Consider the following 16696-nt stretch of genomic DNA (forward strand, 5'->3'; position numbering starts at 1 on the left):
CGTTTTACGGTGCGGCCGTCGGCGGCCGTCAGTTGAGCGGGCCGCCGGCCACGTACAGCACCTGGCCGGAGACGAAACCGGCCTCCTCGCCGGTGAAGAACGCGATGGCGTTCGCGATGTCCCCGGGCCTGCCCACGCGCTGGACGGGGATCTGGGAGGCGGCGGCCTTCTGGAAGTCCTCGAAGCCCATGCCGACGCGGGCGGCGGTGGCGGCGGTCATGTCGGTGACGATGAAGCCGGGGGCCACGGCGTTGGCGGTGATGCCGAACTTGCCCAGCTCCTTGGCGAGGGTCTTGGTGAAGCCCTGCAGGCCGGCCTTGGCGGCGGCGTAGTTGGCCTGCCCGCGGTTGCCGAGCGCGGAGCTGGAGGAGAGGTTGACGATCCGGCCGAAACCGGCGTCGACCATGTGCTTCTGGCAGGCCCGGGACATCAGGAAGGCACCGCGCAGGTGCACGTTCATGACGGTGTCCCAGTCGGAGTCGCCCATCTTGAACAGCAGGTTGTCGCGGAGCACTCCGGCGTTGTTGACCAGGACGGTCGGCGCGCCCAGCTCCTCGGCGACCCGTGCGACGGCGGCCTCCACCCGCTCGGTGTCCGACACGTCGCAGCCGACCGCCAGCGCCCTGCCGCCCGCCGCGGTGATCTCCTCCACGACGTCCGCGCAGGCCGACTCGTCCAGGTCGAGCACGGCGACGGCCCGGCCCTCGGCGGCGAGCCGGACGGCGGTGGCGGCGCCGATCCCCCGGGCTCCGCCCGTGACGATCGCGACACGCTGCTCGGTGGTGGACATGCTGGTCTCCTCGCACTCGAATGGGTGAGCAACCGCTTAGTACCTTCGGCAGACGTGACGCTAGAAGCACGGACACGCTGTGTCAACGGCCACCGGTGCGGTGAGGCCCAGCCCACGTCCGGGCCGCCGTCTCCGCGGTGTGCCGGGCACGCCGAGGGCGTCCGGTGCGCCCCTCAGCGCACCAGCACCTCCAGCAGCCGCTCGGTCTCCGCCTCGGGGTCGGCGGTCAGCCCGGTGTGCACCGGACCCGGCTGGAGCACGGTGGAGCGGGGGGCGACCAGCCACCGGAAACGCCGCCCGGGGTCGTCGGCCGCGGCCTGCCCGGCCTCCGCCCCGCCGCGGCACAGGCACTCCACTGCGTGCAGGGCCGCCCGCACCCCCTCGACGTCGGCATGCGGATCGAGCGCCCGCAGCCGTTCGACGTCCAGGTGGGTGCGGGCCGCGACGAAGGACCGGGCGCGGCAGTAGACGACGACCCCGGCGTTGATCATCTCACCGCGCTCCACCCGGGGGACGACGCGCAGCACCGCGTACTCGAAGATGTCGCGTCCACCGAACTGTCCGCTCACCGCGCCCCTCCGCCCTTGTTCAGTCCGCTGACGGCGTCCGCCCAGCCCTTCAGCCAACCGGGCGCCCTGGAGGGCCCGTCCTGGCTCGGGGCGCCGACTGTGATCCGCTCGTGGACCGTACCGGCCCGGGCGGCCAGCACCTCGGTGTAGGCGCGGCGCAGCGCGTTCGGTGTGTCGAAGCCGGGCCCGCCGGCCAGCCACTCGTCGGGGATGTCGGCCGCGCACTCGGCCAGCAGTTCCTCCGTCACCCGCGGCGCCAGTTCGGCGGCGGCCGAGGCGATGTCCGGGCCCATGGGCGCCAGGGCGTGGTCGGAGGCGTCGTACGGCTTGTCGGCCGCCTTGGCCGCGGTGGTCCAGTTGTGGTGCCAGATCAGGCTGGCGCCGTGGTCGATGAGCCACAGGTCGCCGTGCCAGACCAGCATGTTGGGGTTGCGCCAGGAACGGTCGACGTTGCCCGTCAGGGCGTCGAACCACACCACGCGTCCGGCCTCCCGCGCGTCCACCCGGTAGGCGAGCGGGTCGAAGCCCATCGAGCCGGGCAGGAAGTCCATCCCCAGATTCAGCCCGCCGCTGGCCTTGAGCAGTTCCTGCACCTCCTGGTCGGGCTCGCCCAGGCCGATCACCGGGTCCAGTCCGACGCGCACCAGGTCGGGCACGCGCAGGCCGAGCCGCTGGGCGAGCCGCCCGCACAGCACCTCGGCCACCAGGGCCTTGCGGCCCTGCCCGGCTCCGGTGAACTTCACGACATAGGTGCCCAGGTCGTCGGCCTCGACGATGCCGGGCAGCGATCCGCCCTCGCGCAGGGGCGTCACATAGCGCGTGGCGGTGACTTCGGGAAGCATTTTCCCAGGCTATCGGACCTACCGGCCTTGCAATCCACGGTCGGCCCCAGAAGCCCCCGGAGCGGCGGTCCCGCCGGAACCACTCCCGAACCACCCTGGGGAGAATCTGGGGAGTCTCAGCCGCCGCCCGGCTTCCCCCGCCTGCCCAGCAGTCCGTCCATGACGGTGCGCCCCTTGCTCCCGGCCTCCGGCATGAAGTGAGCGCAGTAACCGAGCGTGACGGCCGGCGAGGAGTGCCCGAGCCACCGCGCCAGGGTCACCACGGACTCGCCCGCCTCCAACATGACCGAGGCGTAGGTGTGCCGCAGCACATGGAAGCCGTCCCGCGGCGCCGCCTCCCACTGCCACTGCTTCGCGCCCTCGGCGCGCGGCGGGATGACGCCGGCCTTGGCCAGCGCGGGCTTCCACGTGTAGGTGTTCCATGTGTTCACGGCCACGGCGTTGCCGAACCGCGTGGTGAGCAGGAGGGGGAACTTCCTTCGCGGTCTGTCCTCCCCCGGCCTTCCCCAGGGAAGCTCCACCTCCACCGGCGGGAACACCTCGATGTGGCGCTTCAACGCCTCGGCGACCGAGCCGGGCATGTCCACGGTGCGGGTCTTCGCTCCCTTGGGCAGGGCGAAGAACAGCCTGCCGTTGACCGTCTGCACCTGGCGGCGGACGTGGAGGGCACCTCGCGCGTAGTCGATGTCCTCCGGACTCAGTCCGAACACTTCGCCCTGACGGAGCCCGCATCCCAGCCCGAGCACCACGGCTATGCGGTGCCGGGGGCTGATCACGTCACGAACCCGGAGTGCGGTCTCCAGCGACCACGCCTCTCGCCGCTCCCGGGACGCCTTGGGCCAGCGCACGGATTTTGCGCGCATGGGGTTCCTGGCGAGCCGCCTGTCGTCGACGGCCGCTTCCAGAATGCCGGACAACTCGGACAGGATCCCGCGCCGGTAGTCGACCGAGGAGACGGATTCCTCCAGCTTCGCCGTATACGCGCGCAGCGTCGTCGCCGTGATGCTCCGGAGCGGAAGCCGCCCCAGGTGCGGAATGATGTGAAGCCGCGCTTTACGTTCCTGATCCTGCTGGGTCTTGGGAGCTCCCCTCCTGCCCGGCGCCCAGTACAGCTCGATGTAATCGGCCAGCGTGATGGACCCGTCACGCGGGTCCACGAACTCCCCGCGTTCCTCATCCGTGGCAGACCGGCGAAGCCACGCCTTGGCGTCCTCCAGAGTGTCGAAAGACCGATCACGAACCCCGGGGACACCAGCGACCTTGTATCTCCTCCCCTTACCGTAGCGAGGAGTCCGCGCCCTCTTCCCGGTTACCGGATCTCTCTTCTTCTTGATCCAGCGGTCCTCTATGTAGCCGGCCAGGTGATACTCCTTATCGGCGAAAGAAACGGTGTTCTACAGCGTCTGGCCCGTCAGTCTCCGAAAGTGCGGCCGGACCGGTGCTGTGGAGCAAATGCCAGAGGGTCCAGGGCCGGGTTGGATCGGGAGTCGACCTCCTCCTGTTCCCGAATCCAGGTTTCGAGAGCGTCCCGCCGATACACCACTCGACCGCGACGCCCCATGCAGAAACTCGGCGGCCCCTGCCGTCGATGTCGCCAGACATACAGCGTGTGCGGCGAGAGGCCGAGATACTCGGCAGCGTCCTTGACGGTCAGGAAGGCCGCGTGAACGGCCCCAACGGCAGAGGATGCCGAGGAGGCAGGAAGCGACTTTTCGGGCATGAAGGGACTTCCATGGGAGGCGAGGGACGTCGAGCGCGAGCGCCGTCAATGATCGCCGTCATCGCCGGTTTGGATAACCGGCGATGACGGCCTATGTTTCGCCTTCTCCATACAGTCGACACGCACGCGAGCATCACCCATCGGACTCCACCGAGAAACGAGCAAGGGGGGGGAAGAACTTGAGTAGGAAGAGGCATGCGCGTTGACGTAAGGAAATCCTCATCGTGTCACCCGGTCGATCGTCCGTTGGCCGTTCGCTTCCAAGGTGTTGTACCTTGACATAGCCGTGAAGAGGATTCCAGTCTTCCTGGGCCACTCCCCGTCTGCCGTGAGCGAATGAAGTACCAGAACTCAACCTTCGTACTTCTCTCACCCCTGCTTCACGCGGGGAAACGACAACCAGGTTTTCTCGGTAAACCGGTGAGCGCCCCATGGATCGGACATGGAGCCAAGTCGTTCGAGCACCAGCTCCGTCGGCGCGCGGACTGTTTCGCCACTACGCCCCTGGCATCATTGCCGGGTTCGGGAAAAATCCGGTCAGCTGGCCCGTGCTCCTACTACTCCAGCTGTAGATCGTGATCTTCATGTCTGGGATGCGGCTTGCCGCCGGTAGTGACTGGTGCGTGATCGTGCCTGGTGGCGGCGGCGCCAGTCGGACCAGGCAAGCCGGTGGGCCGCGTCGCGGACGGGCCGGACGACGAGCGTGATGAACAGGCGGCAGATCTCGTTGCAGGACAGCGGGATCAGGTCGTCCGGCGTGGGTCGGTGTGTGTGTTCGTCGGCGCGGACGACGGCGAGGAAGGCGTGGGCCAGCATCGCGAGGGTGACCCAGCGGGCCCAGGAGGGGTAGCGGCGGACCTGGTGCTCGTCCAGCCCGGCCAGTCCCTTCTCGGTTTGGAAGGTCTCCTCCACCCGCCATCTGGAACCTGCGACCTTGACCAGGGTGGCCAGGGATGCCGGCGTGGTGGAGTGGCAGCGGTAGTAGGCGAGTTCGCCAGTGGTTCGGTTGCGGCGGATCAGGAGCTGGTGGCGGCCCGGTGCCGTTTCGGTGAGGTCGATGACGGCCCAGTCGTAGAACCGCTGTCCCTTCGCGCCGCGTCCGGCCGAGAGCTTCTGCCAGGCCCGCTTCGGCACCTTCTTCGCCGGGGCATCGGCGCGGAACTTGCCCGCGCTGGTCGGCAGTTCGGCCGAGCAGGCCACCGCGAGGACATAGCCGATGCCGTGTTCCTCCAGCGCCGTCCGCAGTTTCGGGTTGCCGCCGTAGACCTCGTCCCCGGTGGCCCAGCCCACGTGGTGTCCGGCGTCCAGGAAGCGTTCGATCATCGTGCGGGCCAGTTCCGGCTTGGTTGCGAAGACGGTGTCCTCGCCGAGCCCCGCCGCCCGGCAGCGGTCCGGGTCGGACGTCCAGGAGCGCGGGATGTACAGCTCCCGGTCCACCGCCGCGTGTCCCCGCTCGCCGGCGTAGACGAGGTACACGGCGACCTGGGAGTTTTCGATTCGTCCGGCCGTTCCGGTGTACTGGCGCTGGACCCCGACCGTGTCGGTGCCCTTCTTCACATCGCCGGTCTCGTCGACCACCAGCACCGCTGCTGCCTCGTCGTGGAGGTGCTCGACGACGTATTCGCGCACGTCATCGCGGACGGCGTCGGCATCCCAGACGGCCCGGCACAGCAGATGCTGCATGCCGTGCGGGCTGGCCTCCCCGGCCCACTCCGCGATCGTCCAGCAGTTCTTCCTCGGCAGATCCGACAGCAGACCCAGCACCAACCGTGCAGTCCGCAACCGTGGTTCGACCCGGCTGAACCGGCCCGCGATCCGGTCCATGGTCACCTCGAACGCCTCCCGCCAACGGACGGGATCTATGCTGTGACCTGCGGCCACCGTCTCATCGTTACTCCACACAAGTCACGATGATCAACGGTGGCCGCACCCGTCTCCGCACCGGCCCCGACCAGCAAGATCACGATCTACAGCTGGAGTACTAGATTGACATGCCTCTGCCTCATTGGCCAGTCGTCCTTGGGCTTTCTGCCCCCGGCGAACTGCAATGACACTCTCGCTACTGCAACCTGTTCGGGATCTTCTGCAGACGAACGGCTACAGCGTCAAGTCACGGGTGAAGAGTGACCCAGCGTTGACTGAGCCCGACACCAAGGTCATGAAAAAAGCCCCGCTGCCGCACTCCGAAGGTCAGAGCAGGGCTCAGCAGTCTGGGCTGGCCCGCGTGTCCTTTCCCCGAATAAATCGGGGAAAGGACACGCGGGACGGTCACCTTGCGACCAGGGCACCGATTTCTTCGCCAGAAGTAACGGATGTTACTCAGCGAGGCACTAGATACTAGCTGATGGCTTGATACGTCTCGAAGCCTGTCGCTGCTTGCTTATATGTGGTGTGCCCGGTGTCAGCCTCGTGGTCTCCGAGGAATCTGAGGGTTCCGGAGTTGGAACTTGTGGCCCAGAAGTCGAGGCTGTTGCCGTTGTTGTTAGCGTCGGGCGTGGTGGTGAACAGCGGAACGTGGTTGGTGCCCCAGTTCCAGCCAATCCGTGTGCGGTTATTGAGGCTGATGTCGTAGTCGCCCCAGTCATTCTCCCCTCCATGGAAGACGAACAGTCCGCCGACATCAGAACGGTCGTACCGTACGACCAGGTCGAGTTTCCCATCCTCGTTCCAGTCGCCGGGGGCACCCAAGGTGACTTCGTTGATTGTCGAGATGCCACCAGCTATCGGGGCTTCGGGGCCGGCGAGCAGTACCGGGTCCTGGTAGGAGTCGAGGCGGTGGTCAGGGTTCCCGTAGTACAGCCAGATGAAGGTGCCGTCGTTGACGAGGAGATCTGGGTGACCGGGGATGTCCTCTTGACCGTCACCGTCAGCGTCCAGGCCACCATCGACATCGCCGATGGCCAGGATCTGCTTGACGCCGTCCTTCCAGTGGTTGTTGGCGGGGTCATAGACGGTGAGTTCTTGGCGCTGAACTCCGTTGGTGCAAGCAGTGCAGGCAAATCCATAACCGTTGTTGGGGTGCAACCATAGCGTGTGGGTGTTCTGCTCTACGTCGTGCCGCAGTGCGATGAGGTCTTCGTAACCATCGTCATTCCAGTCCCCGCGGTGGGTGATACCGACGCCGTTCCAGTGGGTGTTGCTTGCTTTAGCGGTGGCATCGGTCACAGTGCCGTCACCTGCTCCGTAAAAGCGGTGCAGGTCGCCGGCGGCGTCGATGGCCCACATGTCAGGGTTGCCGTCACCGTTGATGTCGCCGGGTCGGTCCGGTGTTGTGGGGCCGTTGGCGTAGAACAGGTAGACGCGAGTGTCGGAAGGATTGTTCGCCTTGTCGTAGCTTTTGACGTACACCATGTTGGCCCCGGTTGTGGTCGGGGTCAGTTTGATGTCGACGGACCCTCCGGCGGAGGCTGGCGTCTTGTCCTTACGTTCGGTGTCCCAACTGGTCCAGTATTGGTACCTCGCCACGTCGGTGACTCCGCCGTTGGAGAGGGTGAAGGTGCCCTCAGTGCGCACGGCCCCAGTGCCGGCCGGCCAGCCGCTGTCTCCGTCGGGGAACTCCGCCGACGCCACGCCGGGCGGTGTGGCGGGGCGATTGGGGTCGAAGACGAAGCGGCAGCCGGGGGCCCCCAGAGTAGGGTTCCAGTCACTGGTGAGTGATCCGTCGCTTGCCTTGACCTTCCAGGAGAAGTTACCGTTCGCGGTCCCCAGGTGTGGTGTCAGATCAGCTTTAGTGATCTTTATTTTGGCAACGGACCCTGAACTGACCGAGACGGTCTTGTTGATGATGAGGCCGTTGCCATTGTCGTTGTGACCGGTGGGCCATAGATGAAACTTAGCCTGGACAGTTCCGCCGTCGGGGTCAGAGACTTTAGCCTGCAGATAGAAGTCGGTGTTTCCGATGTACTGATAGGGAGCCTTGTCACCGCACCCGTACTGATTGTTGGTGGATACTGGGTAGGTGTCCAGTCCGCTGGGCACCCTCGGCCGAGTGTTGTATCGAGTAGAGAGAACTGCGCTTTGGGCGTCGAACTTCTTCCAGCCGTAGACATCGGTCTCGTCAGTCGCCTTTAGCGCGAAGGTAACCGTGTTCCAATTATTGCCCTGAGAGTCTTTGGCGGCCTTGGTAGCATTGAAGGCGAGGTTACCCGCAGGGCAACTGCTACTGTACCCCTTAGCCTCACTGATGGTATCCAGCGTTTCTCGCTTGGCGGGCTGATTACTCCAGGTATGACTGGAAGTAAGGTACGCCGTACGCCACAACTCGACACTGCGGTGGGTACATGACCACGACCACTTGTTCTTGATCCTGAACGTCGAGGAGCTGATGACTTTTGCATCATCCTGCAGGTTCTTGGTGTTCATGCGAAAGTAGGAACGAGCGGTTCCATCGGTGTGGTTCTCGAACCCCACACGCGCGTCCGTGGTGCCGAATGATCCGTCACTGTTCTTCCAGTTACTTCCGTTGAAGTAACTCTTATCTGGGTACTTCTTGTAAACGATCGACCAGGAATGCCGCGACCCTACCGCCTCGTAACTGGGGTCAATGAAAACGGGATACTGAGTTTCCGGACTACTCAGGAAGGTGCTGTCCGGGATGAGCGACAGGGTGTCGTCAGTGAGTTCGACGTCGAGGTCGGACTGCTGGGCTCCCATGCCGCGTTCGAAGGGATCCGACTCTGTCTGCAGCAGAGCGGCGTTCTGTGTCGGGTCCCCAGCCAGCTGAGTACTGTCCCACATGACGGGGGTGGGGGCTCCGAAGACGGTTTGCCCTGCGGGGTTTACCGCACTGAGGTTGTCGTCCTGATCTTTCCTGAGCTCCAGGCCGTCGGTAGCGAAGCCGAAGTTGATGCGTTCCAGCTCGGGGTTGGCCGCAGCCTCGGCGTCCTTGACGACGAGCACGTGCCCGAAGCCACTGTTGCGGGCACGTAGCTGCAAGTCGACTCCGTCCAGCACCTTCGGATAGGTGATGGTGTCCTTGTCGACCACTGGCGTCGGCAGTGGTTCGGACCAGTTGAGCGAGAGGGAGCGTCCGTGCCGGGACATGGTGACGAGGGGCGCGTCCCCACCTCCGGAGAAGGTCAGGCCGACCTCGGTGGCCTTGGTGGAGAACGTACCGTCGTCGTTCTTGGCGAGGTCCTCGTCCACAGCGACGAGCTTGTTGCTCTTGCGGATCCACTGCGGTGTGGCATAGGAGTCCTGGACGAAGTCTCCTTCAGGGGTGGCGAAGACCTGCGAGGTCTCGGTGCGCTGCGAGAGGACTTCGACCTGCTCGCCTGTATCGGCGGCCTGTTCCAGAGCGCGCGCCTCTTCGGGTGTGTACCGGTCGACTCCGACTGCCTCGTCGGCAGATGCTGTGCCAGCCGGCAGTACGACAACCAGCGGCGCCGCTACGGCCGCGGCAAGGATCGCACCGAGCCGTCTGTGCCGTGCCTGCCAGACGCTCCTTGAGCGCCTGCGAGGGACCTTCATCACGTCTCCTTTTCCTTTCACTCACAGGGTCGCGCAGCCAATCGATGCCGCAGACCGCCATGGATCATAAAAGGTTGTACACGAAAACCATTTAGCAAAGATGGCCCACCCATTGGAGTTTCAAGGGACTTCCTGCTCTTTTGGGTCACCTCAACACATCTTCGACCAGGAGGTGTTCTCCCAGGTGAATGGGGGCGCCTTGAGAAAAATGAACACCATTTGGAGGGTTTGATTGGCGAGACGGGGTCGCTTTTCGGTCAGCCCTGGCCGGATTCACTATGAAGGCGTAACGGGTTGATTACTTGATCCAGAGGCTTGCACTCCACCCCCGATCTCGGTGTTAGATTTCCCGTTAATTTTGCGCCTGTGAAGATCATGTGGGGGTTGTGGGTATGGCGTGGGGCGCGCAAGGCGGCGACAGACGCGGTCCTGGCTGGGCGCGCGTCACAAGCGTGGCCATGGCCGGGCTGCTTCTCTCCAGTCTGCTGGGCGGCCCGGTGGCCGCCGCCGCGGAACTGGAACTGCGGAAGGCCAAGGACCAGGCCCCGGTTCCCACCGAGAGGGTGACGGCCGGGAAGCGGAACCTGCCTGATGAGACGGCAGGCCGGGGCTGGAAGCCGACGGGCACCGCATGGCCGAAGCCCGGCACCGGACAGGCCCGCATTCCCACCGGGAAGGCGAAGCCGGTGGGCGTTACGGCCGGGTCGCTACCGGTGAAGCTCTCCCGAGGCCAGAGCAAGGGCGCCGAGCGGGCCCAGGTTCAGGTCCTGGGCCGTTCGGCGGCCGAGACGGTCGGGGTGGACGGCGTTCTCCTGGCCGTGCGCGGCTACGGCCAGGAGAACGCCAAGGGCCGGGTCGCCGTGGAACTGGACTACTCCGGTTTCCGCGACGTCTACGGCGGCAACTGGGCGTCCCGCCTGACCCTGCGCGAGATCCCCCACTGCGCGCTGACCACACCGGGCAGGAAGGGTTGCACCCTCGGCAAGGTGCTGAAGACCCGTAACGACACCCGGGCGGGAACCCTCACCGCTCAGATTGTCCTGGAAGCAGCAGATGCGGGACAGGCCACAGGTGGCAAGCCGGTGGAGTCCTCCCCGGCGATGCGCAGCTCGGCCACCCGCATGGCCGCCTCTCAGGACACGGTCCTGCTGGCTGCGACCGCCGCACCTGCCGGCTCGGCCGGCAGCTTCACCGCCACTTCCCTGTCCCCGTCGGGGAAGTGGACGGCGGGTGGCTCGGCCGGCGGCTTCTCCTGGTCCTACGACCTGCAAACCCCCTCGGTACCGGGCGGCCTGACCCCCGAGGTGTCGCTGGCCTACTCCTCGCAGTCCGTCGACGGCCGGACCGCAGCCACCAACAACCAGGCCAACTGGGCGGGGGATGGCTGGTCACTGTCCCCCGGCTTCATCGAACGCCGCTATGTCTCCTGCGAGGACGACAAGAAGGACGGCAACAACACCGTCCGCGTCGGCGACCAATGCTGGAAGAAGCACAACGCCACCCTCTCCCTGAACGGCTCCTCTAGCGAACTGATCCGGGTAGGCACCACCAACGAGTGGCGCAAGGAGGACGACGACGGCACCCGCGTCACCCTGCTGACCAGCAGCAACCGCGGCAACGGAGATGACAACGGCGAGTACTGGCGAGTGACCACCCCCAACGGCACCCGCTACTACTTCGGCTACAACCGCCTCCCCGGCTGGGCCGAGGGCAAGCCGGAGACCAACTCCACCTGGACGGTGCCGGTCTACGGCAACCACACCGGCGAACCCTGCCACGCCAGCGCCTTCAAGGACTCCTGGTGCCAGCAGGCCTGGCGGTGGAACCTCGACTACGTCGTCGACACCCACTCCAACGCCATGGCCTACTACTGGAACAAGGAGACCAACCACTACGGTCGCAACACCGATCCGGCCACCGGCAAGGGCACTCCGACCGCCTACACCCGTGGCGGCCACCTGGACCGAGTCGAGTACGGGTTGCGTTCGAACCGGATGTTCGCCGACAAGGCCGCGGCAAAGGTCGACTTCACCGTCTCCGAGCGCTGCCTGCCCACCGACACCTTCGACTGCGCCACCGACAAGTTCACCGATACCAACGCCGCCAAGTGGCCGGACGTCCCCTTCGACCAGTACTGCAAGTCCGGTGACACCTGTGAGAGCAACGCCTCACCCTCGTACTGGACCCGCAAGCGACTGACCGGGATCACCACCTCATCCCTGGTCGACGGCGCGTACCAGAAGGTCGACTCCTGGAAGCTGGAGCACTCCTTCCCCTCCACCGGAGACGGCAACGACCCACCGCTGTGGCTGAAGTCCATCACCCGCACCGGACACACCGGTGACACCCCCATCGCTCTGCCTCCGGTGTCGTTCCGGGGCGTGCAGATGCCCAACCGCGTCTCGGGTGCCGTCGACCCGATCCCGGCCTACAACCGCTACCGCGTCTACGCCATCGACACCGAGTCCGGCGGCACAGTCGGTGTCACCTACTCGGCCACCGACTGCACGGCCGGGGCCCTCCCGCAGCCGGAGACCAACACCAAGCGCTGCTACCCGGTGATCTGGTCGCCGCCCGAAGCCCCCGCACCGGACTACGAGCCCTACCAGGACTGGTTCCACTCCTACGTGGTCACCCAGGTCCTGGAGATCGACCACACCGGCGGAGCCCCCGCCAAGCAGACGGCCTACAAGTACCTCGGCGGCCTGGCCTGGGCCAAGAACGAGGACGAGTTCACCAAGACCGAACACCGTGCCTACGGCGATCGCCGAGGATACGGCCGCGTCCAGGCCATCGTCGGCGCCACCGACGATCAGCAGACCCTGACCGAGAGCCGCTACTTCCGCGGTATCGACGGTGCCCAGGTCGCCGACTCCGAAGGCGCCGAGGTCACCGACCGCAAGGCATTCGCCGGGATGACCCGGGAGACGGCCACCTACGACGGCGTCGGCGGCGACCTGGTGACAGCCACCAGCTACACCCCCTGGCGCTCGGCACCGACCGCGACCCGGACTCGCAGCGGCCTGACCGATCTCGAAGCCCGGTACACCGGGACCAAGGAGGAGGAGACCCGCACCGCCGTCAGCGGGGACAAACTGAGCCGCACCGGTATCGCCCGCACCTTCGACTCTCACGGCATGGTCTCCACCACCTCAGAAACCGGTGACAAGGCCAAGGCCGACGACGAGCGCTGCACCACTACCACCTACGCCCGCAACACCACCGCGAACATCCTCACCCCGGTCGCCGAGACCAGGACCGTCGCGGTTTCCTGCTCCTCCACCCCCGACCTGCCCGGGGACCTGATCTCCGCCGAGCGCCACTACTACGACGGTTCGACCGACCTGGGCACCGCCCCGACCAAGGGCGACATCACCCGCACCGACGAGAACGACGCAGCCGGCACCGGCCACATCACCGTCAACACCGCCACCTACGACCAGTACGGGCGCCAGTTGACCGCTACCGATGCCACGGGCGAGACGACCAGTACCGCCTATACTCCGGCCACCGGCCAGGCACCGCACACCACCACCGCGACCAACGCCCTCGGCCACACCGAGACCACCCACACCGATCCCCGGCGTGCAGTGACCACCGCGGTCGTCGACGCCAACGGCAAGCGCACCGACCTCGCCTACGACGCGCTCGGGCGCCTGACCAAGGCATGGGAACCGGGCTGGTCCAAGGCCGACCACGAGACCAAACCGGCCGTCGAGTTCGCCTATCGCGTCAGCAGGACCGATCCGACCGTGGTGACGACCAAAACCCTGCGCAACGACGGCTCGTACGCCACCGCCCACACCTTCTACGACGGGCTGCTACGCGAGCGTGAAACCCAGTCCCCCGCGGTCGGCGTCACCAACGGCAAGGTCGTCACCGAGAAGCTCTACGACACCCTCGGCCGGGTCTGGAAGAACTACAGCCCCTACTACGCCAGCGGCGCACCCTCCACCACCCTGGTGACCGGCGACGACACCAAGGTCCCGGCCGCCACCGAGACCCGCTTCGACGGTGCCGGGCGCCCGGTGGCGGCGATCTCTCTGAAGTTCGGCGACGAGACCAAGCGCACCACCACCACCTACACCGGCGACCGCACCACCGTCATCCCGCCCGCCGGCGGCACCGCGCAGACCACCGTCACCGACGCCCTCGGCCGAGTGATCGAGCGGCTGTCCTATACAAACGCCGACCGCACGGCCTATGTCAAGGCCACCTACGCCTACGACCAGCGCGGCGAGCTGAACAAGATGACCGATGCGGCCGGCAACACCTGGACCTGGGACTTCGACGCGCGCGGACGCCAGACCAAGGCCGAAGACCCGGACAAGGGCACCACGACCACGGTCTACGACGACCTGGACCGACCGGTGAAGACCACCGACGCCCGCGGCGTGGCCCTTGCGACGTCCTACGACGCGCTCGGGCGCAAGACCGAACTCAAGCAGGGCGACGAACTGCTCGCCCGGTGGACCTACGACGCCCTGGCCAAGGGACAGCCCGTCACTGACACCCGCTACGAGGACGGGCACGCCTACACCACGGAGATCGGCGGCTACAACGACCGCTACCAGCCCACCTCCTCCACCATCATCCTGCCCGACTCCGCAGGCGCACTGGCCGGCTCCTACCGCTGGTCGTACGGGTACAACCAGTACACCGGCACCCAGGAATGGATCAGCCAGCCCGCCATGGGCGGCTTCCCCTCGGAACGCGTCACCACCATCCACAACACGGACAACCTCCCCACCCGCACCGTCGCCGGCCGCCAGACCCTGGTCAACGCCGTCACCTACGACCAGCTCTCCCGCCCGATCCGCACCGAGTACGGCATCCTCGGCCGCAAGGTCTACGAAACCCGCGACTGGGACGAGCACACCGGTGAGCTGACACGCCGCACCCTGGATGGTGACGTGGCACTGCGGATCGAGGACACCCGCTACACCCACGATGACGCGGGCAACATCACCCGCATCTCCTCCACATCAGGCCAGGACGACGGAGCCGTCACCGACAACCAGTGCTTCGCCACCGACGCCCTGCGCCGCATGACCCAGGCATGGACGACGAAGACCGCCGCGGACAACTGTGCCGCCGGCCCGTCGTCGGCCACCGTCGGCGGCCCCGACGCCTACTGGCACACATACAGCTACGACGTCACCGGCAACCGCACCAAGGAGATCCGCCACGCGACTCTGTCCGGTGACGAGGACATCACCCGCACTTACGCCTACGGCCAGCCCGGTCAGGACGCCCCGCACGCCCTGCGCTCGGTGACCACCACCGGTGGCACCCCTGACGGGCAGCAGGAAACCTTCGCCTACGACGCGGCCGGCAACACCATCACTCGCGCTGGCGGCACCCGCGGCCAGGAACTGACCTGGGACGCCGAAGGCCATCTGGCCACCGTTACCGAGGACGGCAAAACCACCGCCTACCTCTACGATGCGAGCGGCAACCGTCTGATCGCCCGCAACGCCGACGGCTCCACAACCGCCTACCTGCCCGGCGGCAACGAACTCAAGGCCGCCGGCAGCACGATCACCGGCACCCGCTACTACAGCCACGGTGACCAAAACGTCGCGGTGCGCACCAGCGACGGCGCCGTCACCTTCCTCTTCCCCGACCACCACGGCACCGCCCTCGTCGCCGTCGGCTGGGGTGTCGGCCAGGCCGTCACCCGCCGCAAGCAACTCCCCTTCGGTGGGCCTCGGTCATCCTCCGGAAGCTGGCCCGGCGACCGCGGCTTCCTGTCCGGTACCACCGATCCCACCGGCACCACTCACCTCGGTGCCCGCGAGTACGACCCGCAGCTGGGCCGCTTCCTGTCCGTCGACCCCCTCCTCATTCCCGAGGATCAGCGGCAGCACAATCCCTACCAGTACGGCAACAACAACCCCGCCACCTTCTCCGACCCCACCGGCATGGTGCTCTACGACGACATCACCGGCCTGGGCTACGGCAACACCACGGCCCTGAAGAACAACTACAAGAAACAGGGCTACATCGACAGCAAGGGAAACACCACCCAGAAGTACCACGACAAGCTCTCCAACATGCAGAAGAGCTTCCAGGAATACTGGAACACCTGCGGCATGGACCCCGAATGCAACGGAACCGCCGCCGCCGAACGCCGCGCCGCCGAGATCAGAGCTGAACGGAAGTCCGCCGAAGCACAACGCGAGAGGAACGGAAAGGACGAAAGTTTCTGGAGTGACCTCTGGAGCGGCGACCTAATGGGAGCAGCATCAAAGGCATGGAATTATAGCAAAAGCACTCTCTCGGCTACCTGGAACGGCGCCAAAGACTGGGCTTCCGATTGGCGCAACTGGGCTGACGTTGCGGCTTTTGGCGCATGTTTCATTTCACTTGGAGTGTGCGCTGTGGCTGTTGTCGGCGTGATCACTCTTAAAGCTGTAGCAGACATTCACGAAGGGGGCCTCGACCACGCTTCGGAAAACTTTGCTTACAACTTGAGGTACGGTGCGATAGGGCTGGGGATCGCTAAGGGAGTGGGCCTCTTCTGGAACGCTGGAGTAAATAGCGGACGGATTCCCCAGTACATGCCTATGGGGCGACACAGGAGGACGAGCAGCGGAAGACACGCAAAGATGTCCGGTCGGCATGCGCTCAGAAGCGACCCTTACGTCAAAACCACAGACTTTGTCATCGGGGGAAGTTTCGGATTGGCCAGCTGTGCAGTACCGTCGATCGTGGATCCGGGATACTGCTGAGACATAAAAAGGACGGAATGATTGAATTCAGAAAATAATACAGAATACCCTGCTTACGATTTTGTGGCCGCTGCAGCTTTCGAGCAGGCCGAAAGTCGGGGAATCCTGAAGGGAACCCTGTCCCCCGAGGTGGACGTCCGAAAAGCTATGTGGTGGCGCGTGCGCAGCCTACAGCGCATAGGGTACATTCCGCCCCTTTTGGGAGTTCTAGGACTAGACGCGGCAGCGATTCTCACGAAAATTCAGTACTTTCAAAGACCAGTCCCCTTTTGGATTTTTCTACTATTTCCCTTGACGGCTGTCGCAGTGATTGTGGCAATATTCACCTCTAAACACGCTTGGACCCTGGCAAGAGTTGCCAGATCAGAATCCGGGCTACATGTCCGCTATGCATTGCTACACAGTTACACTTCGGCAGCACCCTGGCTAGTTTTCTTTCCAGAAGGAGGCAATGGAGAAGCAACTCCAATAGGAGCCCTGAAGTTGTCATATGGCCCTGTCCGAAACTACTATCGCAACCTCCCAAAGCCTACCGGAAGGGCTTTGGTGAAGGGAGAAATGAGCGACGGTTC

8 protein-coding genes are annotated in these 16696 nt (G+C 65.4%); 1 reads left to right on the forward strand and 7 read right to left on the reverse strand.

The genetic code is table 11. The features are described from left to right. Positions 1 to 28: 28 nt before the first annotated feature. The 7 genes from fabG to ACGRHY_RS01715 form a co-directional block, all read right to left on the reverse strand. Positions 29 to 790 (reverse strand): 3-oxoacyl-ACP reductase FabG, encoded by a 762-nt coding sequence (fabG, locus tag ACGRHY_RS01685; protein WP_394633602.1) that lies wholly within the window; start codon positions 788 to 790, stop codon positions 29 to 31. A gap of 173 nt (positions 791 to 963) precedes the next feature. Then, positions 964 to 1359, reverse strand: coding sequence for a DUF3037 domain-containing protein (locus ACGRHY_RS01690; RefSeq protein WP_394633603.1), 396 nt, complete (start codon positions 1357 to 1359; stop codon positions 964 to 966). Then, positions 1356 to 2201, reverse strand: a complete 846-nt coding sequence (locus ACGRHY_RS01695) for a HipA family kinase (RefSeq protein ID WP_394633604.1) — start codon at positions 2199 to 2201, stop codon at positions 1356 to 1358. The genes ACGRHY_RS01690 and ACGRHY_RS01695 overlap by 4 nt, the downstream gene beginning before the upstream one ends. A gap of 116 nt (positions 2202 to 2317) precedes the next feature. Then, on the reverse strand, positions 2318 to 3358 hold the full coding sequence (locus ACGRHY_RS01700) for a tyrosine-type recombinase/integrase (protein ID WP_394633605.1): 1041 nt from the start codon (positions 3356 to 3358) through the stop codon (positions 2318 to 2320). A 254-nt stretch (positions 3359 to 3612) separates the two neighbouring features. Continuing rightward, entirely contained in the window at positions 3613 to 3921 is a 309-nt protein-coding gene (locus tag ACGRHY_RS01705; RefSeq protein WP_394633606.1) for a helix-turn-helix domain-containing protein, read from the reverse strand. 582 nt (positions 3922 to 4503) lie between these two features. Then, positions 4504 to 5745: an IS701 family transposase gene (locus tag ACGRHY_RS01710; RefSeq protein ID WP_394633607.1), complete on the reverse strand. Its 1242-nt coding sequence runs from the start codon at positions 5743 to 5745 to the stop codon at positions 4504 to 4506. Positions 5746 to 6258: 513 nt separating this feature from the next. Beyond that, complete coding sequence (locus tag ACGRHY_RS01715) at positions 6259 to 9390, reverse strand: FG-GAP-like repeat-containing protein (RefSeq protein WP_394637883.1); 3132 nt, start codon at positions 9388 to 9390, stop codon at positions 6259 to 6261. A gap of 458 nt (positions 9391 to 9848) precedes the next feature. Between ACGRHY_RS01715 and ACGRHY_RS01720 the strand changes: the two genes are divergently transcribed. Next, on the forward strand, positions 9849 to 16124 hold the full coding sequence (locus tag ACGRHY_RS01720; protein WP_394633608.1) for an RHS repeat domain-containing protein: 6276 nt from the start codon (positions 9849 to 9851) through the stop codon (positions 16122 to 16124). The last annotated feature ends 572 nt before the right edge of the window (positions 16125 to 16696 follow it).

Source organism: Streptomyces shinuiensis (assembly GCF_043660855.1).
Lineage (GTDB): Bacteria > Actinomycetota > Actinomycetes > Streptomycetales > Streptomycetaceae > Streptomyces.